The 19,491-nt window shown below is 57.7% G+C and carries 20 protein-coding genes; 6 read left to right on the plus strand and 14 right to left on the minus strand.

Translation table 11 applies throughout. The annotated features are described in order from the left end of the window. Positions 1–14: 14 nt before the first annotated feature. The 3 genes from ACR0J7_RS06975 to ACR0J7_RS06985 are packed head-to-tail and all read right to left on the minus strand — an operon-like array spanning position 15 to position 2,106. Positions 15–542, minus strand: a complete 528-nt coding sequence (locus tag ACR0J7_RS06975) for a hypothetical protein (RefSeq protein ID WP_480913653.1) — start codon at positions 540–542, stop codon at positions 15–17. Then, a complete protein-coding gene (locus tag ACR0J7_RS06980; RefSeq protein ID WP_480913655.1) occupies positions 539–1,411 on the minus strand; it encodes a GNAT family N-acetyltransferase in 873 nt (290 codons plus the stop codon). Before ACR0J7_RS06980 ends, ACR0J7_RS06975 begins: the two co-directional genes overlap by 4 nt. Then, positions 1,381–2,106, minus strand: coding sequence for a 16S rRNA (uracil(1498)-N(3))-methyltransferase (locus tag ACR0J7_RS06985; protein WP_480483005.1), 726 nt, complete (start codon positions 2,104–2,106; stop codon positions 1,381–1,383). The genes ACR0J7_RS06980 and ACR0J7_RS06985 overlap by 31 nt, the downstream gene beginning before the upstream one ends. An 11-nt stretch (positions 2,107–2,117) precedes the next feature. Here ACR0J7_RS06985 and ubiA point away from each other — a divergent pair, with 11 nt between their 5' ends. From ubiA to ACR0J7_RS07000, 3 genes are all read left to right on the plus strand, one after another. Then, positions 2,118–3,080 (plus strand): 4-hydroxybenzoate octaprenyltransferase, encoded by a 963-nt coding sequence (gene ubiA, locus ACR0J7_RS06990; RefSeq protein ID WP_480483003.1) that lies wholly within the window; start codon positions 2,118–2,120, stop codon positions 3,078–3,080. Between the two features lie 64 nt (positions 3,081–3,144). Then, the gene (locus tag ACR0J7_RS06995) at positions 3,145–5,064 is read left to right on the plus strand and encodes an OmpA family protein (protein WP_480913657.1); all 1,920 of its coding nucleotides are present in this window, start codon (positions 3,145–3,147) and stop codon (positions 5,062–5,064) included. A 1-nt stretch (position 5,065) separates the two neighbouring features. Next, positions 5,066–5,386, plus strand: a complete 321-nt coding sequence (locus tag ACR0J7_RS07000; protein WP_267365430.1) for a hypothetical protein — start codon at positions 5,066–5,068, stop codon at positions 5,384–5,386. A gap of 55 nt (positions 5,387–5,441) precedes the next feature. On the opposite strand, the gene ACR0J7_RS07005 is transcribed toward ACR0J7_RS07000, so the two are convergent. From ACR0J7_RS07005 to pgsA, 3 genes are read right to left on the minus strand one after another with little or no spacing between them, the layout of a single operon-like run. Continuing rightward, positions 5,442–5,885 (minus strand): molybdenum cofactor biosynthesis protein MoaE, encoded by a 444-nt coding sequence (locus tag ACR0J7_RS07005; protein WP_480494390.1) that lies wholly within the window; start codon positions 5,883–5,885, stop codon positions 5,442–5,444. Positions 5,886–5,888: 3 nt separating this feature from the next. Continuing rightward, on the minus strand, positions 5,889–6,134 hold the full coding sequence (gene moaD, locus ACR0J7_RS07010; RefSeq protein WP_209506660.1) for a molybdopterin converting factor subunit 1: 246 nt from the start codon (positions 6,132–6,134) through the stop codon (positions 5,889–5,891). A gap of 3 nt (positions 6,135–6,137) precedes the next feature. Next, positions 6,138–6,806: a CDP-diacylglycerol--glycerol-3-phosphate 3-phosphatidyltransferase gene (gene pgsA / locus ACR0J7_RS07015; RefSeq protein ID WP_480773378.1), complete on the minus strand. Its 669-nt coding sequence runs from the start codon at positions 6,804–6,806 to the stop codon at positions 6,138–6,140. Positions 6,807–6,980: 174 nt separating this feature from the next. On the opposite strand from pgsA, the gene ACR0J7_RS07020 reads away from it, so the two are divergent. Further along, the gene (locus tag ACR0J7_RS07020) at positions 6,981–7,865 is read left to right on the plus strand and encodes a DMT family transporter (RefSeq protein WP_480899181.1); all 885 of its coding nucleotides are present in this window, start codon (positions 6,981–6,983) and stop codon (positions 7,863–7,865) included. On the opposite strand, the gene uvrC is transcribed toward ACR0J7_RS07020, so the two are convergent. The 6 genes from uvrC to ACR0J7_RS07050 form a co-directional block, all read right to left on the minus strand. Then, on the minus strand, positions 7,862–9,724 hold the full coding sequence (gene uvrC / locus ACR0J7_RS07025; protein ID WP_480869887.1) for an excinuclease ABC subunit UvrC: 1,863 nt from the start codon (positions 9,722–9,724) through the stop codon (positions 7,862–7,864). The genes ACR0J7_RS07020 and uvrC overlap by 4 nt on opposite strands. 290 nt (positions 9,725–10,014) lie before the next feature. Then, on the minus strand, positions 10,015–10,794 hold the full coding sequence (locus ACR0J7_RS07030) for an SDR family oxidoreductase (RefSeq protein ID WP_480913658.1): 780 nt from the start codon (positions 10,792–10,794) through the stop codon (positions 10,015–10,017). A 21-nt stretch (positions 10,795–10,815) separates the two neighbouring features. Further along, on the minus strand, positions 10,816–11,778 hold the full coding sequence (locus ACR0J7_RS07035; RefSeq protein WP_267365434.1) for a calcium/sodium antiporter: 963 nt from the start codon (positions 11,776–11,778) through the stop codon (positions 10,816–10,818). Positions 11,779–11,949: 171 nt separating this feature from the next. Continuing rightward, the gene (locus tag ACR0J7_RS07040; RefSeq protein ID WP_480482989.1) at positions 11,950–12,747 is read right to left on the minus strand and encodes a S49 family peptidase; all 798 of its coding nucleotides are present in this window, start codon (positions 12,745–12,747) and stop codon (positions 11,950–11,952) included. 114 nt (positions 12,748–12,861) lie between these two features. Further along, a complete protein-coding gene (locus tag ACR0J7_RS07045; RefSeq protein ID WP_480913660.1) occupies positions 12,862–13,623 on the minus strand; it encodes an ABC transporter permease in 762 nt (253 codons plus the stop codon). Beyond that, entirely contained in the window at positions 13,620–14,549 is a 930-nt protein-coding gene (locus tag ACR0J7_RS07050; protein WP_480899175.1) for an ABC transporter ATP-binding protein, read from the minus strand. The genes ACR0J7_RS07045 and ACR0J7_RS07050 overlap by 4 nt, the downstream gene beginning before the upstream one ends. Before the next feature lie 170 nt (positions 14,550–14,719). Between ACR0J7_RS07050 and ACR0J7_RS07055 the strand changes: the two genes are divergently transcribed. Beyond that, positions 14,720–15,808 carry a CaiB/BaiF CoA transferase family protein gene (locus ACR0J7_RS07055; RefSeq protein WP_480773382.1) on the plus strand — a complete coding sequence of 363 codons (1,089 nt, stop codon included), beginning with the start codon at positions 14,720–14,722 and terminating at the stop codon, positions 15,806–15,808. Positions 15,809–15,889: 81 nt separating this feature from the next. On the opposite strand, the gene hemE is transcribed toward ACR0J7_RS07055, so the two are convergent. After that, on the minus strand, positions 15,890–16,924 hold the full coding sequence (hemE, locus tag ACR0J7_RS07060) for a uroporphyrinogen decarboxylase (RefSeq protein WP_480899173.1): 1,035 nt from the start codon (positions 16,922–16,924) through the stop codon (positions 15,890–15,892). Between the two features lie 106 nt (positions 16,925–17,030). On the opposite strand from hemE, the gene hemC reads away from it, so the two are divergent. After that, positions 17,031–17,996: a hydroxymethylbilane synthase gene (hemC, locus tag ACR0J7_RS07065; RefSeq protein WP_480899171.1), complete on the plus strand. Its 966-nt coding sequence runs from the start codon at positions 17,031–17,033 to the stop codon at positions 17,994–17,996. A gap of 223 nt (positions 17,997–18,219) precedes the next feature. On the opposite strand, the gene ACR0J7_RS07070 is transcribed toward hemC, so the two are convergent. Further along, positions 18,220–19,491: an aspartate aminotransferase family protein gene (locus ACR0J7_RS07070; RefSeq protein ID WP_480913663.1), complete on the minus strand. Its 1,272-nt coding sequence runs from the start codon at positions 19,489–19,491 to the stop codon at positions 18,220–18,222.

Consider the following 19,491-nt stretch of genomic DNA (forward strand, 5'->3'; position numbering starts at 1 on the left):
AAATGGCGCCAGTGTCAATGCAACGGCAGATGCGCCGGGCGCGACGGTGTACGTTCCCAGATAACGACCGGATGCTGCGATTTGCCGTTGAGTTCCGATAGCATTTGCTCGGTTTTGAGGCCCGGCAGGTTTGAGAATACGTCGAACAATGCCTCGGCTCCTTCTGCATTCACAGGAATGTGAAGCGCTGGCTGGCCCGGCTGATCCATAACCCAATGTGCAGGGTCGGAGGTCGGGTCAAGGGCCAGACGCTCAATTTCGCGGGACGCGACGATGCCGCCATCCAAGGGGCCCAGATAAGTGATCTGACCTTCATCAATCGTCACGACACCTTGCCCCCCCACACCTGTTCTGAAGCGCGCGCGCTGTATGCCGATCACAGTCAAAGCCGCTGACACGACAATCAGAAACCAGCCTACCCAAGCCAGCAGCCCACCCGGCCCGCTGATCCAGCTCAGACCAAGGATCAGGACAAAAGCCGCAACCAGAACCTCGCGCCAACGCCAAAGCGCCAGTTTTGCCTCGGGTCGGATGAAACTCATGAGAGCACCCTTTGCGGTTCCTGCAGCAAAGCGACCTTGTACCAACCCACCTGTTGGAACCCAATCGCCTCATAGGCACGGGCGGCAGGTGTGTTGTTCGCAAACAGGATCGCGGCCGCCGCGCCCTCGGATTTTGCTTTCTGCATCAATGCGGTCGTGACCCGTCGACCCAGGCCACGATTTCTGTTTTTACGTGGAACAAAAACACCACCGACCTGAACTTGGTCGTGAACCCTGGCATTTACAGACGCCATGGCAACCGGCGCGTCGCCTTCCATCAGGACAATCGCCCTGCCTGCGGTCAATTCCGCCTCGACGCGCTCTGCCGCCAGCTCACGCGCCTCTTCGCCTGCGGCCTGTCCGGTATCCTCGATGTAATCCGCGAACCAAATGTGCAGTCTTGACCGATCCTCGGCGCGCAAATCGCGATATGGAACAGGTGCCTCAGTCAGACCTCGCAGGTCACGTCGATAAAGCGGTTCATCGTGGTTCAACCGGTACTTCGCCTGCCCCAATCCCAAAGCGCCCAACGTCAGCTCGACCTGAGGTGCATCCCCCGTCATACCCAAAACGGTTTCGCCTTCGATCATCCGCGCGAAACACTCGGCAGCTTCGGTTTCGGCGTTGGGCAATTGAACCATCAGATAGCCCTTCTTGCTGAGCCCAAAGACACCCTGAACCTGATCCTCACCCCAGATGAAGTAGCGGCTGGAATATTCATTCGCATTCAACCCCACCCCGTGGGCCGCCAAATTGCTGCGCAAAAACATTGAACTGTCAGGGTAGCGGGACAGAAACATCTCTAGCGCCGGGGCATCCGATTGAACCGCCTCGCGAATCACGACCAATCCCCCAATGCCTGCTGCCACATGGTCAACGCGGCCACCGCCGCTGTATCCGCCCGCAGAATACGCGGGCCAAGACTGACTACATGCGCATAGGGTAAAGCCGACAGCCGCGCACGCTCAGCGTTGGAAAACCCGCCTTCCGGGCCGATGAGAATGGCCCAGGGGCGCCCTTTTTCATTCGCTGCCAGCCGCAGGGCCGAGCCGACCTCGGCCTCGTTGCAGAACATCAACTGCCGACCTTCAGGCCAGGTCTTCAGCACGCGGTCCAGCCGCTGAAGGTCTGCCACTTCGGGCACGTAGGTTCCACCGCATTGTTCAGCGGCTTCGATTGCATGAGCCTGAAGCCGGTCTTGCCGGATACGGTCTGCGTTGGTGAATTCGGTCTGAACTGGCAGGATGCGAGCCGCGCCCATTTCAGCGGCTTTTTCTACAATGAAGTCGGTGCGCGCCTTTTTGATCGGCGCAAACAGGAACCACAGATCGGGGGGCAGATGCAAAGGTTTGGTCTGCCTGACACAGGTCAGAGCGCCACCGCGTTTTCCGGACTCGGCCACCTCGGCCAGCCACTCTCCATCTTTGCCGTTAAACAGCGCCACTGCTCCGCCAACCGGCAGTCGCATGACGCCAAACAGATAGTGCGCCTGATCGCGCGTCAAAGGAACCGATTGCCCCTGACCCAAGGGCTGCTCTACATACAGTCTGATTTTCGCACTCATGAGACCTACATATGCAAGGCAATGCCCCAACACCAGATGGTCAAGTCGCCGATGCCGTCACCGGCAACTGGGTCGACACATATGCCCCAGCCTTTGCCCGACCGTATCTGCGCCTCAGCCGCGCGGACCGGCCCATCGGCACATGGCTGTTGCTGCTTCCATGTTGGTGGGGGCTGGCGCTGGCCATCCTGCATGACGGTCAACCGCGTTGGGAAGATCTGTGGATTGCCCTAGGCTGCGCATTCGGAGCTTTTTTGATGCGAGGTGCCGGTTGCACGTGGAATGACATTACAGACCGGGAATTCGACGCACAGGTTGAACGCACACGCTCGCGCCCGATACCGTCGGGGCAAGTCAGTGTCCGGCAAGCTGCGGCCTGGATGATACTGCAAAGCCTTCTGGCGCTCGGCGTTCTTCTCAGCTTCAATCAGGCGGCGATTGCCATGGGTGTGTTATCTTTATTGCCGGTGACCGTTTATCCGTTTGCCAAGCGGTTTACCTGGTGGCCTCAGGTTTTTCTGGGGCTGGCCTTCAACTGGGGCGCATTACTGGCCTGGACGGCGCATAGCGGGTCGCTCGGCTGGCCTGCTGGCACGCTGTACCTGTCCGGCATCGCCTGGACCCTGTTCTATGACACGATCTATGCACATCAGGATACCGAGGACGATGAACTGGTCGGCATCAAATCCACCGCGCGCCTGTTTGGCACCGACACGGCGAAATGGCTGAAGTATTTTCTGGTTGCAACGGTATCGCTGATGGGGCTGGCCATTATTGATGCCGGGGTGCCTGACGCGTCAATTCTGGCGTTGGGGGTCGCGCTTTGCGGCCCCTGGGCCATGGGCTGGCACATGATGTGGCAATTGCGCGGGCTTGATACCGAAGACAACGCCAAGCTGCTGCTGCTGTTTCGTGCCAACCGCGATACCGGCTTTATTCCGCTGATCTTCCTTTGCGTCGCCTTGTTGCTCTGATTGCACCCGCTGAACGGGGCCTGTAAAGATCGGCGCAAACGCCTGAGGAGTGCCAAACCCAAACATGCGTCTGCCGTATTTTATCGCTGTTTCCCTGATCTTTCTTGTATCAGCTGGCCTGTCACTTCTGGCGGCCAGCTATGCTGTTACCGAGATCGAAGAATCATCGGAACTCGCTGTACGGCGCTCGCTGGACCTGAAAGGACATGATTGGGCCGAGGTCGAAGCCGATGGTTTGCGGGTGGTCCTGACCGGTACAGCGCCAGATGAAGCGACCCGCTTTAACGCTCTGACCGCCGCGGGAACCGAAGTTGATACATCCCGCGTAATCGACGAAATGGAGGTTATCGCAACTTCCGCCCTCGCAGCACCGCGCTTTTCGGTAGAAATCCTGCGAAATGACAGTGGAATTTCGGTGATAGGTCTGATCCCGGCCAGTGAGAACAGGGACAAGCTGATCCAACGGCTTGGCAATCTGGACAGATCTGTTGCCATTTCGGACCTGATGGAAACAGCAGATTACCCGAAGCCCAAAGGGTGGGATGCCGCAATATCTTACGCGTTGGAGGCCCTGACCCACCTGCCCCGCGCCAAAATTTCCGCCAACCCGGATCTGGTCAGGATCACGGCAATTGCCAACAGTCAGCAAGAAAAACAAAAACTGGAACGCGACCTGACCCGTAGGGCACCGCCCAGTCTGCGGGTTGGGCTGGCGATTTCAGCACCTCGCCCGGTCGTCACACCATTTACTTTGCGTTACCTGATCGACGAAGAAGGCGGGCATTTTGACGCCTGCTCGGCGCAGGATGAGAAGGCACGTGACCGAATCGTGGCCGCCGCGAAAAACGCCGGGTTAACGGGGCCTTATTCCTGCACCATCGCCTTGGGCGAACCATCGCCACGCTGGCCAGAAGCAGCCGAGAAAAGCATTCAGGCGCTGTTCCGGATAGGCCAGGGTTCGGTCACCATGTCAGACGCGGACATTACCCTGATCGCAGCGGAGGGAACCGATCCTGCGTTGTTCGACCGGGTTGTGGGCGAGCTTGAAACCGAGCTGCCTGCGGTCTTCGCCTTGCACGCCGTATTGCCCGAGCCTGAGACAACGAACCCAAATGGCCCGGTCGAGTTCTCGGCCACCCGCAGCCCTGAAGGGCTGGTGCAATTGCGCGGACGGCTGGGTGATGAAACTCTGCGCGACATGGTCGACAGCTACGCGCGCGCGGCCTTTGGATCCGATCAGGTATATACTGCCACCCGCATCGTTTCGGATCTCCCGACGGACTGGCCTGTACGTGTTCTGGCCGGTCTGGAGGCTTTGGGTCAGCTCCACAACGGCGTATTGACCGTAACACCCGATACGGTCGAACTGATCGGCCTCAGCCACGAAGAAGACGCCAAGGCCCGCATCGCAGGTCAATTGTCCGACAAGTTGGGCGAGGGGCAGGAATACACCCTGACCATCACCTATCAGCCCCCACCGGAACCCGAGGACGCCCTGCCCGACCCGGAAGTCTGCGAGGCCCAAATTGCTGAAATTCAGGCCACCAGCAAAATCGCCTTTGAGCCCGGATCGGCCACGATTGCATCAGACTCGCGCGATGTGGTGAACCAGATTGCGGATATCCTGCGCGACTGCGGTCCGATCCGTATGGAGATTCAGGGCCACACAGACAGTCAGGGCCGTGAAGAGATGAACCAACAACTCAGCCAGGCGCGGGCGCAATCCATTCTGAACGAGCTGCGCGGGCGGCGCATTCCTACCAGCAGCTACACCGCCGTGGGGTATGGGGAAACGCAACCCATCGCTGACAACGACACCGAAGAGGGTCGGGAAGAAAACCGCCGGATCGAGTTCCGTCTGATCCGCCCTGAGCCTGTTGAGGGTAGAGAAACAGGCCTTGAAGCGCTTGAGGCCGAGGCTGCGACTTCCGCAGAGGACCAAACCGACACGACCGCACCAGATGCGGATGCAGGGGACCAGTAAGTTGAACAGAACAGAATTCGTCATTGTAACTGCCATTATCCTGTTCGCCGCCTTCTGCATGGGCTGGTTTGCCAACTGGCTGGCGCACCGCCTGTCCCGAGTAAGTCAAAGCGACGTTGCCGATCTGGACCGGATGAGTCAGGAGTTGCACGAGGCCGAGGAAACCCGCGATCAGGCCATCACCTATTTGCAGCAACGTGAGGCCGAATTGACAAACCAGCTAACCCAGACAGAGGCCGAGCTGGCAGCTGCTATGGATGGCCTGCGGGCCGCGCGTCAGGAGGCCGAAGAACTGCGCGGACGGATCAACAACGCGGATTAAGTATACGACCTTGCGCCACCGCCCAAGTTTGCAAGAATAAACGGTCGCTAAATCACTACCACCGGGTCAGCGCGTCTTCGTCTTCGTCTTTGGCTGCGACCCATTCCGCACCAGAGTGGGTGATTTCCTTCTTCCAGAAAGGTGCGCGAGACTTCAGATAATCCATCAGATATTCCGCTGCCTCAAACGCATCTTTACGATGCGGCGCAGCGGTCGCCACCATCATGATCCTGTCTCCCGGGGCCAGTCGGCCATGACGATGGATCACCAGCACGTCACCCAATGACCACCGCTCCTTGGCTTCCTGGGCAATCTTGGTCAGCGCCCGTTCCGTCATACCCGGATAGTGTTCAATCTCCATCACATCCAGATCACCGCTTGCCAGGTCGCGCACAACGCCAGTGAAGGTGACAATGGCTCCGTTGGCATCATCCCCGGCGGCAAAAGCATTGGCCTCGGCGCCCAGATCGAATGCTTCCTGCTGAACAGCGATCCGCATCGCTCAACCGCCCGTCATTGGTGGAAAAAACGCCACTTCCCGAACGCCCGACAGCGAGGCGTCAAAATCCGACAACTCCTGATCCAGTGCAACGCGCAGGGCGGACAAATCGGCAAATGCCGCGGCATAGCGTTCTTCCCGCGCGCTCAACTCGGCCACCAGATCATTGACAGTGACTGCCTGCGTCTCGACTTTTTCCTTTGGCAAACCGATACGTTCGCGTACCCATGCAAAATACAGCACATCCATCCCTCAGATCTCCTTCAGATGTGGCATGGCTTTACGTAGGTAATCATAGCCGGTGATCAATGTCAGCGCCGCCGCAATCCACAGCAACCACAGCCCGATCTGGCCTGCCCAGAACATACCATGGATGTTCCAGCGCAGGTGATTCACATCTTCAACCTGGCCCGCGATAATCTGTTCTACCAGCGCGTCGTCCATGCCGAAACTCGCCATCACGGCATAGTGTTCAAAGATGCCCTGCGAGAACAGCACGGCGATGGCGATCATCTGCGCTGTTGTTTTCCACTTGGCCAGCTTTGTAACCTTCAGCGTCCCCGCCACATCGCCCAGATATTCGCGCAGGCCCGAGACAAAAACCTCGCGGAACAGGATCACGGTGGCGGGTAGCACCAGCCATGGCGTCCAGTGTTCGGTCGAATAGCCAACCAGAATCATCAGCGCGATCACCACCATTGCCTTGTCGGCAATCGGATCCAGCATCGCGCCCATCTTGGTTTCCTGTTTCCACGCACGGGCCAGATAGCCATCAAACCAATCGGTGATCGCCGCCGAAAGGAACAGTATCAAAGCGAACCAGTCCGCATAGGGCCGGGTGAAGTACAAAAACATTACGGCCAGACCGGGCGCAGCCAGCAGGCGTAGAACCGTCAGGATATTGGGCAAATTCCACTTCATGGCTTGGACCCTATATCGCCGGTTCAAGACAGAAAAGACAAACCGGTAAAAAACTACATCACTCACAACAGCTTGGTCAAAGCGCCGCAGGTCCGACGCTTTGCGCCTCGTGCACTTGGCGTTTCACGTCTTTGCAGTCAGATTGCCCGTCGACTGCAAAGTGGAACGTTCAGGATGACAGCGCATATTCAAACCGACGCCCGGTCGAACATGGTCGGCAGCCTGTGGATGGTGGCCGCAATGGCGGGCTTTGCGTTGGAGGATGCGTTGCTGAAAGCAGCATCGACCGCGCTTCCGATCTGGCAGGTTCTGGTTCTGTTCGGGACTGGCGGGTCCGTAATCTTTGCGGCACTGGCGTCGGCTCGCGGAAAACGTCTGATACACCCAGACGTTCTATCCCGCCCGATGAAAGTTCGGGTGCTGTTCGAAGTCTTTGGTCGGCTGTTCTATGTGCTCGCCATCGCGTTGACGCCCTTGTCCTCGGCCACCGTGATCTTGCAAGCAACGCCTTTGGTTGTGGTCGCAGGCGCGGCGTTATTCTTTGGTGAAGCGGTTGGTTGGCGGCGATGGAGCGCGATTTTTGTCGGTATGATCGGAGTCGTCATTATTCTGCAACCGACCGGGGACAGTTTTTCACTGCTGTCGATGCTGGCCGTGCTGGGTATGTTAGGGTTCGCAGGGCGTGATCTGGCCAGCCGCGCGGCCCCTGCGACCCTTGGAACCGAAGTACTGGGGTTTTATGGTTTCCTCAGCATTATCGTCGCGGGCCTTGCCTATCGGGTGTGGGAAGGCGCACCCATGACACCGGTTAGCACGCACACCAGCCTGCATCTGACGGGCGCGGTTCTGATGGGCGTCATGGCCTATGCCGCGCTCATGAACGCAATGCGCACGGGTGAAGTGTCAGCCGTGACCCCGTTCCGCTATACGCGACTGCTGTTCGGTATCGGGTTGGGTATCGCCCTGTTCGGCGAAAGCCTGGACCGTACTATGTGGGTCGGCAGCGCGCTTATTGTGGCCTCGGGCCTCTATATCCTGTGGCGGGGGCGACAGGTCTAACCCTTGTCGTGGAAGAAATCATAGACTTTCTGAGCCAACCCGGCCGAGATTCCCTCGACCGCTTTCAGGTCTGCCAGATTGGCCCGGCTTACCGCTTTGGCGCTGCCGAAGTGAGTCAGCAATGCGCGCTTGCGTGCAGCCCCGACGCCCGGAATTTCATCCAGCGGCGTGGCACCAACGGCCTTGGCGCGTTTCGCGCGATGGGTGCCAATGGCAAAACGGTGCGCCTCGTCCCTTAACCGTTGAATAAAGTACAAGACCGGATCGTTGCGTTTTAGGGCAAAGGGGCGCTGGCCGATCCGGTGAAACTCTTCCTTGCCGTGGTCACGGTCGACCCCTTTGGCAACACCGACCATCGGAATGTCTTCGACCCCGTGGGCCTGCATGATCTCGTGCACGGCGCTGACCTGTCCGGCACCGCCATCGATCAACAGCAGGTCGGGCCAAAGCCCTTTATCCCGATCCGGGTCTTCTTTTTGCAGGCGGGTGAAGCGACGGTTCAGAACCTCTTTCATCATGCCGAAATCATCACCCGGCGTCAGGTCGTCGCCGCGAATGTTGAACTTGCGATAGGCGTTTTTCATGAACCCGTCGGGCCCTGCCACGATCATACCACCCACCGCGTTAGTGCCTTGGATATGAGAGTTATCGTAGACCTCAATCCGTCCCGGTGGACTATCCAGATCAAACGCCTCTGCCACCCCGCGCAGCAACTTGGCCTGCGTGGCGCTTTCCGACATGCGCCTGGCCAGAGACTCTCGCGCATTGCGCAAGGCACCTGCAACCAGTTCCTGTTTCTCACCACGCAGCGGGACAAGGATTTCGACTTTGCGCCCGGCTTTCTCGGACAAAGCCTCCTGCATTAAATCGGCGTTTTCGATCCCGTCCGACAAGATCAACTGCCGTGGTGGTTCCTTGTTGTCGTAGAACTGGCCAAGGAAAGCCTCCATCACTTCGGCATGTGATACATCCGGGCCAACACGCGGATAAAAGTCCTTGTTGCCCCAGTTCTGGTTGGCCCGGATGAAGAATACCTGAACACAGGCTTGCCCGCTGTCCATATAAAGGCCGATCACATCCGCCTCGGTCACGCCACGAGGGTTGATGCCTTGCGCGGTCTGTACCTGCGTCAGCGCCCGGATGCGGTCGCGCAGACCGGCGGCGCGTTCGAACTCCATAGCCTCGGACGCCGCCATCATCTGTTCAGCCAGTTCCTCCTGCACCTTGGTCGAGCGCCCCGACAGGAAACGTTCTGCATCCTTGACGCTTTCACTGTAATCTTGCGCCGAAATCAAACCGACACACGGCCCGGAACACCGTTTGATCTGATAAAGCAGACAGGGCCGCGTGCGGCTGTCGAACATGGAATCCGAACAGTTACGCAGCAGGAATGCCTTTTGCAGCTGGTTCAATGTGCGGTTTACAGCACCCGCGCTGGCAAATGGTCCGAAATAGGCGCCTTTTTCCTTCTTCGCCCCACGGTGTTTTTTGATCTGCGGAAAGTCATGATCCTTGGCGACCAGGATGTTCGGAAAGCTTTTGTCGTCCCGCAGCAGCACATTGTATTTCGGTTTAAGCTGCTTGATCAGGTTCTGCTCCAGCAGCAGCGCTTCGGTTTCCGTTCTTGTGGTTAGAAACATCATCGAAGCGGTCGAGGAAATCATCTTCTCGATCCGGCCCGAGTGACCCGGCCTTGTATAGTTCGACACCCGCGCCTTCAGGTTTCGCGCCTTGCCCACGTATAAAACCCGACTGTCGGCATCCAGCATCCGGTACACCCCGGGTGAGCTGTCCAGCGTCTTTGCGTAGCGCTGAATGCAGGCATAACCGGTCAGGGACGATTCACTGTGGGTAGTCATGGGATTCCGATATGATTCTCTTATACTGGCTGCAATCTTGCGGGCTTCAGATCAAGAGAAAACAAATCCACGATTCCTGTGGATAAGTGTGAAGATAAGTTTTCACAGCCTTAGAATTTCCCTTGTTTCATTACCACTTCATTAACATGCACAAAAAATAGGCACATTATCAAGATGCTGATTTTTAACGATATTTTTTCACACATTTAGCAAGTGTATGAAAAAAAAGACATTTTTGTAACACGCAGGTAACACAAACGTGCGCGGTGCAAAACTTGCAGCGATATTGCTTATTCAACTCCCAGAACGTCCGGTGTTTTCCACCCCAGGTGTTGGCCGCCATCCACGCATATCAGTTGCCCCGTTACTGCGTGTGCATCCAGAAAATATCCCAAGGCGGCGGTGATATCCGACGGATTTGACCCACGTTCCAGAACAGTATTCGTTCGTTGCGCCTGGAAATGCTCAGCGCTTTGACGATGCCCCTGTACCGTCGGTCCGGGTCCGATGGCATTGACCCGGATTGCAGGGGACAGCGCCTGTGCCGAGGTACGGGTCAGCGTCCATAGCCCCATTTTGGCGATGGTGTAAGACATGAACTCGGGTGTCAGCTTGCGTACACGCATGTCCACCATGTTGATGATCAGACCGGTCGCAAGGGGTTCGCCATTTTCGTCCGTGTCCGGGGCCAGCCCCTGCCCAGCCATGGCTTGGGTCAAAACGAACGGTGCCCGCAGATTGCTGTCGAGATGGCGGTCCCAGCTTTGGCGGGTCGCGGTGTGAACGCTGTCATACTCAAAGATCGAGGCGTTGTTCACCAGACAGGTGATCGGCCCGCCCAGAGCCTCGGCTGCTTTGGGCAGCAGATCCTGCACCTCTGCCTCATCCAGCAGATCAGCCTGCAATGCCACTGACCGTCGGCTTATAGCCTGTACCTCCGCCACAGTCTCGTGCGCGGGGCGTTCTGAGGACGCATAATGAACGGCGACATCATATCCACGACCCGCCAGATAAAGCGCCATGGCCCGGCCCAGACGAATACCGGCACCGGTCACTAAAGCTCGGGTCATGCTTCACCTCGTTTTGTCAGATCACACCAGCAATACAGTGACATAAAGCGCATAAAGGAAGGTCAGCACCAGCCCCCAACCGCGAGAGATATCCTGCTTGAAGACAACAAAGGGAACCAGAAGCAGTGATGCGCCCAACATGACCCAAAGGTCAAAATGCAGGAAACCGGGATCAACCGGGATACGCCCGAACCAGGTTGCGATCCCGATAATGGCCAGAAGATTGAACATGTTCGAGCCAATCACGTTGCCAAGGGCCACATCGGCCTGTCGGCGCAAAGCGGCCATCACGGTTGTCGCCAGTTCGGGTAAAGACGTTCCAACCGCAATCAGGGTCAGACCGATAACCGTTTCACTGACACCATATGTCCGGGCGATGACCGTCGCATTTTCCACCAGCAGGTGCGCCCCCATAGGAAGGCCCACAAGGCCGAGAATCAGGTAAACCGATACCTTCCAGTAAGGCATGTCAGGATCCGCTTCTTCCAGGCCTTCAAGGTCGTCGTCATCGGCACAGGCTTCCCCACAGGCCTTGCGGTGCGCCTTTGCTTCTCGAAACGCATTCATCAGAACCAGGCCCAAAGCCGCCAGCAGGATCAGGCCGCTGACGACGGTGAATGTTCCACAAAACGCCAACCCTATGAACAGGGCCGTCGCCATCAGCATGAAGGCATAGTTCCTACGGCTGTCGCATTCGCTGGTATGGATCGTTGCCAGCATCGCAGGAAGACCAAGAACCAACAGGATGTTGGCCGTGTTTGATCCGACAACATTACCTAGCGCAATACCCGGTGCGTGTTCCTTGACGGCGCTGATAGCAATCAGCAACTCGGGCGCGGACGTGCCGAAGGCCACAATCGTAAGGCTGACGATCAAGGCCGGGACCCCCAAGCGCAGACTCAGGTTCACTGCGCCACGCACCAAGGCATCGCCTGCCAGCAACAGGATCAACAGGCCAAGACCAGACAGCAGCCACGTGGTGATCAAGCCCGGCCTCCTTTTTTACAGGCACAAGGGCCTTTTCCGATGCGATAGCGACCGCATCGCGGACATTTCGCCGAGCTTAGCTTCTTTTGCCCAGGAAACCGCAGCTTGCCGAACATTGCCAATACGCCCATTGCGATCAGAAAAAGAGTGACAGCCTTTACGATCACGTCACAAACCGAAACGCGCGTAGGCTGCCCGCTCCTCTAACCCTGCGATAGCATCCTGCGCCAGGCTGGCCCCAAACCGGGTCCAGATCGGTTTTTTCACGCCATAGCGGCGAAATTTGACCTTGTCACCGAAACGGTCCTGCACCTTTGGCTTCAGATGGGCGATGCCGTCGATAAGCCCCAGTTCCTGCGCGCGACGCGCCAGCCAGACCTCGCCCGTGAACAGGTCAGCTTCCTGATTCAGCTTGTCCCCGCGCCGATCTTTGACGTGCGCAATGAAATTCTCGTGGATATCGCCCAATAACCCTTGCAGGCGGGCTACATCCTCTTTCTTTTCCGGTGAAAACGGGTCGAGCATGGACTTCGATTTCCCGGCGGTATGGACCCGCCGCTCAAATCCCTGCCGCGCCAGAAAGACATGCGCGCCAAATCCAGCCGAGATCACACCGATCGATCCCAGTACGGAACTGTCATCGGCCCAGATCTCATCCGCTGCGGCGGCCAGCCAATACCCACCGGATGCAGCGACGTCTTCAACAAAAGCGATGACCGGCACGTCCAGTTCTTCGGACAAACGCCGAATGCGCGCGCCGATCATTGAACTTTGGACAGGGGATCCGCCCGGTGAATTGATCTCAAGCGCCACGGCCGCAGGTTTTCCCTTGCGAAAGGCTTTCTCGAGAACCGGCGCAAGCGTGGCGTCGTTCAAGGACCCGCGCCCGGCCATTCCAATGGCGCCGGACAGGCGGACAACGGCCACACAGGGGTGTTTTTTGACGAACGGCAGGCTGAGCTTCATGGGTGCCGATGTAGAGTGCCACCAACCCGTAAACAAGAGACTCTTCGAACCTTGAACGCGACGTGAACCAAATTCACACACTCAATGGGCAAAAATGCAACGCACCGGCGTGGGTTAGCTGCGAATGCGCCAGCCAGTTTTGAAGATCCAGCCAATGACCGCCAGACACACCCCAGTAAAGGTTATGATGGCCAGCAAACTCAGGGCGATGGGCACATCCGCAAGCCCGAAAAACGACCAGCGAAACCCCGAGATCAGATAGACGACCGGATTGAACAACGTGATCGTCTGCCACAGAGGCGGCAGCATCGAGATTGAATAAAACGTACCGCCAAGGAAGATAAGTGGCGTGACCACAAGCTGCGGTACCAGAGACATCTGTTCAAAATTACTGGCCCATATCCCGATGATAAAGCCCAGCAACGAGAAGCTGAGACATGAAAGGATCAAAAACGCCGCCATGGCAAAGGGGTGTTCGATCCGTATGTCGACGAAGAAGGTCGACGTGGCCAGAATGACCAGTCCCACGAACAGCGCTTTGGTGGCCGCTGCACCGACATACCCAATCACGATTTCGATAAAATTCACCGGCGCCGACAGCAGCTCGTAAATGGTGCCCAGAAACTTTGGGAAATAAATTCCGAAAGACGCGTTCGAGATCGACAGCATCACCACCGACAGCATAATCAAGCCCGGCACAATGAACGCGCCGTAGGATACGCCCTCGACCTCCTGAATTCGACTGCCGATGGCGGTGCCAAAAACCACGAAATACAGCGAGGTGGAAAGAACCGGTGACAGGAAACTTTGCGCCAGGGTGCGAAAGAAGCGAGCCATTTCGAACCGGTAGATTGCAGCGATTGCGGTCCAGTTCATGCCGCCTCTCCGGATACCAGGTTTACAAATATCTCTTCCAGGCTCGATTGCCGTGTCTGCACATCGCGCAATACCAGCCCGGCCTGCGACACGTCATTCAACAGGGTCGTTATCCCCGTGCGATCCGCATGGGTATCGTAGGTATAGATCAGGCTATCCCCCGCGCCGTTGAGGGTCAGATTGTGGCTGGCCAAATCATCGGGAATCCTGGCGATTGGCTCAGTCAGCATGACGACAATCTGCTTTTTGCCCATCTGCGCCATAAGCGTGTCTTTATCCTGCACCAAAAGCAACTCACCCTTGTCAATAACGCCGACGCGATCCGCGATGGCTTCGGCCTCTTCGATATAGTGGGTGGTCAGAATGATGGTGACACCGTCCCGTTTTAGCTCGGCCACGATTCCCCACATATCCTTGCGCAGCTCGACATCCACACCCGCCGTCGGTTCATCCAGAAACAAAACACGTGGTTCATGCGCCAAGGCCTTGGCGATCAGCACGCGGCGTTTCATGCCGCCCGACAACTCCTTGATTGCGTTCTTGCGCTTTTCCCACAGCGAAAGCTTGCGCAGAATGTCCTCGATCCGGGCGTTGTCTTTGCCCAGCCCAAACAATCCGCGTGACAGCCGAACTGTGTTCCAGACCTTTTCAAACGGTTCCAGCGCGATCTCTTGCGGGACAAGCCCGATCATCCTGCGCGCTGCGCGATAATCCGACTGAATGTCGTGCCCGCCGACTGAAACCGCGCCAGATGTTGGCGTGGTTATTCCGCAGATCGTCGAGATCAGAGTGGTTTTTCCCGCCCCATTCGGCCCCAGAAGCGCAAGAATTTCGCCTTCTTCAATGTCCAGAGACACACCTTTCAGCGCCTCGAACCCATCGGCGTAGGATTTGCGCAGATCTCTGATGGATAAAATGGTCGTCATATCCGCTCCCCGTTCTGGCCCAGACCCTATCGCCCCGAACACAGGGATAACAGGCCCATTCCGCACCATGTGATGAACAACTGCCAAAAGGAAGACCGCCCGCGCCAGCAATCATCCGGCTTGCAATCCCGACACCAGCCAGCAAACTCTGCCGGAAACGGAGGGCCTTGATGCTGAACGGAATACGTGTTGTCGAACTCGAAGGTCTGGGCCCCGGCCCGTTTAGTGCCATGTTACTGGCAGATCTGGGCGCTGACGTGATAACAGTCCACCGCAAAGGGGGCGCCGCAACACCGGGTATGCCGGAACGTTCCCTGCTGGACCGGGGCAAAAGATCCATCGCACTTGATCTGAAGAACGCCAATGATCTGGATACCGCACTTCGCCTTATTGACACAGCCGATGCCCTGATCGAAGGATTCCGCCCCGGTGTGATGGAAAAACTGGGGCTCGGCCCGGATACCTGCCTGACCCGCAATCCAAAACTGGTCTATGGGCGCATGACGGGCTGGGGGCAGAATAGCCCGCTGGCCGACACGGCGGGGCATGACCTGAATTACATCGCCCTGTCCGGAGCGCTCTGGTATGCATCACGTCCCGGCCAAGCACCGCAGACCCCGCCAACTTTGGTGGGCGATATCGGCGGTGGGGCCATGTATCTTGTGGCAGGCGTTCTGGCAGGGCTCATCAATGCGCAACGCACTGGCGCAGGTACTGTCGTTGACGCGGCAATCTATGACGGCTCGGCCCATATGATGAACCTATTGATGACAATGCGCCAAACCGGCAACCTGTCTGAAACCCGGGGTCAAAGCCTGTTGGACGGTCCCCACTGGAGCAGAACCTACGCCTGCGCCTGCGGTGGCTATATTTCCGTGCAATGCCTCGAACCAAAATTCTACATGCAATTTCTGAGCTTACTGGGCCTCACAAACGATACCGAGTTTCAACGGCAATACGACCGTGATCTGTGGCCTTCGCTTTCACGCCGTCTGACCGATATTTTCGCCAGTCAACCACGCGACCATTGGGAGGCCCTGTTTCGAGGAACAGATGCCTGCGTTGCCCCAGTTCTCAGCCCGGACGAAGCCCGCTCACACCCGATGAACCTCCATCGCAACTGCTGGCAGGATTTTGACGGCGCATTTCAGGCAGCCGCCGCCCCACGGTTTTCAGGCCATGACTGGACCCCGAAACCCAGCCCCATGCGCGGCGAGCATACTAAAGAGATCCTCGCAGAGCTCGACAGCCTGCGCTGATCCGCACTTCATCTGGCCCAAAATATCCCGGGGGATGAATTGGCCGCAGGCCAAGAAGGGGGCTGGCCCCCTTTAACCTGCTTACTGCCCGCGCACCGTATCAATCATCAACTGAACATTCTCAGGATCGGCATCCGGCGTGATCCCATGTCCCAGGTTGAAGATGTGCGGCCCGTTCGAGAAAGCCTCGACAATCCGCCGCGTCTCATCCACCAGAGCCTGCCCACCGGTCACCATATGCGACGAGGCCAGGTTTCCCTGCACACAACCATCAACCTGTACATGTCTGGCGGCCCAATCGGGCGACACCGAGTTGTCCAGCGCGACGCAATCCACGCCCGTCGTCTTGGCAAACCCGACATACCCCTCCCCCGCCTCGCGCGGGAAACCGATCACCGGGATGCCGGGGTGACGTTCCTTGATGGCCTGCGTAATCACACGGCACGGTTCCACCGCGTATTTGCGAAACGCCTCACCTTTCAGGGAACCCGCCCAGCTGTCGAAAATCTTGACCACCTCGGCCCCGGCGTCGATCTGAGCCGACAGATACTCGATTGTTGCCGCCGTGATGCGATCCAGCAGCGCCTCGAATAAGGCAGTATCGCTCTCTCGCAGAGCGTGTGCCGGTCCCTGATCGGGTGTTCCACGCCCAGCGATCATGTAGGTCGCGACTGTCCAGGGCGCGCCGGCAAACCCGATCAGCGCGGTCTCAGACGGCAATTCTCGCGACAGGATCTGAACCGTTTCATAAACGGGCGACAATGTCTCGTGAATCGCGCCCACCGGCTTCAACGCATCAAACTCGGTTTGCCGCGTGATCGTCGACAAACGTGGGCCCTCGCCGGTCACAAACCACAGATCCGCACCCAGCGCCTGCGGCACCAGCAGGATATCGGCAAACAGGATCGCAGCATCAAACCCATAGCGCCGGATCGGCTGCAATGTGACTTCGGCGGCCAGTTCCGGGTTATAGCATAAAGACAGAAAATCTCCGGCCAGGGCACGGGTGGCCCGGTATTCCGGCAGATACCGGCCCGCCTGGCGCATCATCCAGATTGGCGGCACATCCTGTACTTCGCCCGCCAGCGCCCTCAGCAGTTTCTTTGTCTCGGCCATATTCGCCCCCAGTCTTCCGGTTTTGGCAACGGGTCGTCCTTCGGCGGCAATTTGTCAAGCTCAGCCCCCATTGTCAGGGCAATGTGACGCGACTAAAGCTGTGCACATGACTTTGACCCTGCCCACACCCGCATCGCCCCTCAGAATTGGCACCCGTGGTTCACCGCTGGCTCTGGCTCAGGCCTATGAAACCCGCCAACGCCTGAGCGATGCGTTTGATCTGCCCGAAGCGGCCTTTGAAATCGTCGTGATCAAAACAACCGGCGACAATCGCGCCATGATCGATGCGGATCGCCCGCTGAAGGAAATCGGCAACAAGGGCCTGTTCACCAAGGAAATCGAAGAGGCGATGTTGCGCGCCGAAATCGATATCGCCGTGCATTCAACGAAAGACATGCCTGTTGAACAGCCCCAAGGGCTGGTTCTGGACACATTCCTTCCGCGCGAGGATGTGCGTGACGCTTTCATCTCGCCGCGCCTTAACTCAATCCACGATCTGCCCGAAGGGGCTGTTGTGGGCACTTCGTCATTGCGGCGTCGGGCACAGCTGCTGAACCGGCGGCCGGATCTGAAAGTGGTCGAGTTTCGCGGGAACGTGCAGACGCGGCTGAAAAAGCTGGAAGCCGGGGTCGCGGATTGCACTTTTCTGGCCATGGCTGGCATTCGCCGTCTGGGCATGGACGAGGTTCCAGCCAGCGCCATTTCTCCGGATGACATGCTGCCCGCGATTGCACAAGGTACCATTGGCATCGAACGGCGCAGCAACGATATGCGCGCGGCCGAAATGCTTGAAGCGATTCATCACGCGGAAACAGGATGGCGGCTGGCCGCCGAACGCACCTTGCTGGCCGCGCTGGACGGGTCTTGCGAAACTCCGATCGCTGGCCTGGCAGAGTTGGATGGAAACAACTTAAGGCTGCGCGGTGAAGTCCTGCGCCCAGATGGGTCGGAAATCGTGAACAGAGAAGTGACCGGTTCTGTCAAAGACGGGCCGGAAATGGCCCGCACGATGGCTGCGGAACTGTTGGAACAGGCGGGTCCAGGTTTTTTTGATTGGAAAAATTCAAATTAATTTAAGGCAGTGTGAACTTGATCACTGTGGCCACCGAGATTCTCGGGCATTAAAGTGACATACCGATGAGGAAGTCGGGTCAGTCTCGAAAGTATCGAAAAGTTTTCAGATTGCCGGTGATTTAATCAGTATTCGAGGGGGCGAGGCTGACCCCCGACTTCCAAAGGTAGCGGGTCGCTGTTGAACTCAACAGCGACCCGTTTACGTTGTATACATCCAACCTTCAGGAAATGGCATCAACCGCGTGACGGACGGCGATGCGTGTCTGTTCCAGATCCGCATCGGTGATCGCCAGCGACGGATAAAGCTTGCCCGGAGACTTGAAGATTCCATGGGCGCGCAGCACCGCATTATAAGTGGCGTTGCGCTGTGGATCATCGTGGTTTGCGCTGCGATAATCAAGGCACTCGGCGTTGGTGAAATAGATGTCAAACAAAGTCTCGTCACCGCAAATCCGATGCGCGATGCCCGCTTCATTTAAGGCGTCCGACTGAATCTGCTGCAAGTGTTTTCCAATTGCGCGCAAACGCTCATACGCGCCTTCACGCCGCAAAATCTCCATCGTCTTCAGCCCAGCGGCCGAGGCGACCGGATTCCCCGAGAGGGTACCCAACTGCATCAGCCAACCTTCTTCCCCGACCTTCGACTTATCGAAATGCTTCATGATCTCGACGCTGGCACCAAGCGCAGCCAGAGGGAAGCCGCCACCCGTGATCTTGCCCAAAGTGCAGATATCCGGTGTGACCCTGTATCGTTCCTGCGCCCCGCCATAAGCCAGCCGGAATCCGGTGACGATCTCATCAAAGATCAGCAACACACCATGTTGATCACACAGGGTTCGAAGGCCTTGCAAATATCCCGGCATTGGCGGAATGATCCGTTGCAAAGGCTCGACCATAATCGCGGCAACGTCGTCATTTTCATCCAGCAAAGCAGCGACGGCTTCCAGATCGTTAAAGGGCGCGATAAGCATCTGCTCGGCCACGCTGTCGGGGATACCGGCGCTGTCGGGAACAGCCTGCGGGAAATTAACTCTGCGGCTTGGGGCAAGGCTCATCTGCGCCTCGGCGCTCATACCGTGGTAACCGCCTTCAAACTTCAGGATTTTGCTGCGCCCGGTATAAGCCCGCGCCAGGCGAATCGCATACATGTCGGCTTCGCCTCCCGACGCGACAAAGCGCACCTGCTCGCAGCAGGGAACGGCGTCGATGATGGCCTCGGCCAGTTCGATTCCTTTTCTGTTATTGGCAAAAACCGTCATCCCTTTGGGCAGCTGTTCCAAAACGGCTTCCATCACTTCAGGGTGGCCATGACCCAGCAGCATCGGACCCGACCCGATCAGGTAATCGACATATTCGTTGCCATCCTCGTCCCAGACACGGCTGCCTTCACCACGGGCGATGATGATGCCCGGATCAAAGTTGCCAAACCCCCCGGCAGGTAGAACTTCGTTCGCGCGAGCAATCCATTCGGATTGTGATTGGATTTTCAGCAT

This window comes from Ruegeria sp. O4 (genome assembly GCF_056535125.1).

What these genes read in the sequence shown, in the direction of transcription:
- hemE (WP_480899173.1), bottom strand. Translation starts at nt 16,924, where the DNA reads ATGGCCGAGACAAAGAAACTGCTGAGGGCGCTGGCGGGCGAAGTACAG.
- ubiA (WP_480483003.1), top strand. Translation starts at nt 2,118, where the DNA reads ATGCAAGGCAATGCCCCAACACCAGATGGTCAAGTCGCCGATGCCGTC.
- ACR0J7_RS07030 (WP_480913658.1), bottom strand. Translation starts at nt 10,794, where the DNA reads ATGACCCGAGCTTTAGTGACCGGTGCCGGTATTCGTCTGGGCCGGGCC.
- ACR0J7_RS07045 (WP_480913660.1), bottom strand. Translation starts at nt 13,623, where the DNA reads ATGAACTGGACCGCAATCGCTGCAATCTACCGGTTCGAAATGGCTCGC.
- ACR0J7_RS06995 (WP_480913657.1), top strand. Translation starts at nt 3,145, where the DNA reads ATGCGTCTGCCGTATTTTATCGCTGTTTCCCTGATCTTTCTTGTATCA.
- ACR0J7_RS07020 (WP_480899181.1), top strand. Translation starts at nt 6,981, where the DNA reads ATGACAGCGCATATTCAAACCGACGCCCGGTCGAACATGGTCGGCAGC.
- hemC (WP_480899171.1), top strand. Translation starts at nt 17,031, where the DNA reads ATGACTTTGACCCTGCCCACACCCGCATCGCCCCTCAGAATTGGCACC.
- pgsA (WP_480773378.1), bottom strand. Translation starts at nt 6,806, where the DNA reads ATGAAGTGGAATTTGCCCAATATCCTGACGGTTCTACGCCTGCTGGCT.
- ACR0J7_RS07050 (WP_480899175.1), bottom strand. Translation starts at nt 14,549, where the DNA reads ATGACGACCATTTTATCCATCAGAGATCTGCGCAAATCCTACGCCGAT.
- uvrC (WP_480869887.1), bottom strand. Translation starts at nt 9,724, where the DNA reads ATGACTACCCACAGTGAATCGTCCCTGACCGGTTATGCCTGCATTCAG.
- ACR0J7_RS06975 (WP_480913653.1), bottom strand. Translation starts at nt 542, where the DNA reads ATGAGTTTCATCCGACCCGAGGCAAAACTGGCGCTTTGGCGTTGGCGC.
- ACR0J7_RS07040 (WP_480482989.1), bottom strand. Translation starts at nt 12,747, where the DNA reads ATGAAGCTCAGCCTGCCGTTCGTCAAAAAACACCCCTGTGTGGCCGTT.
- ACR0J7_RS07005 (WP_480494390.1), bottom strand. Translation starts at nt 5,885, where the DNA reads ATGCGGATCGCTGTTCAGCAGGAAGCATTCGATCTGGGCGCCGAGGCC.
- ACR0J7_RS07070 (WP_480913663.1), bottom strand. Translation starts at nt 19,491, where the DNA reads ATGCTGAAAATCCAATCACAATCCGAATGGATTGCTCGCGCGAACGAA.
- moaD (WP_209506660.1), bottom strand. Translation starts at nt 6,134, where the DNA reads ATGGATGTGCTGTATTTTGCATGGGTACGCGAACGTATCGGTTTGCCA.
- ACR0J7_RS06985 (WP_480483005.1), bottom strand. Translation starts at nt 2,106, where the DNA reads ATGAGTGCGAAAATCAGACTGTATGTAGAGCAGCCCTTGGGTCAGGGG.
- ACR0J7_RS07055 (WP_480773382.1), top strand. Translation starts at nt 14,720, where the DNA reads ATGCTGAACGGAATACGTGTTGTCGAACTCGAAGGTCTGGGCCCCGGC.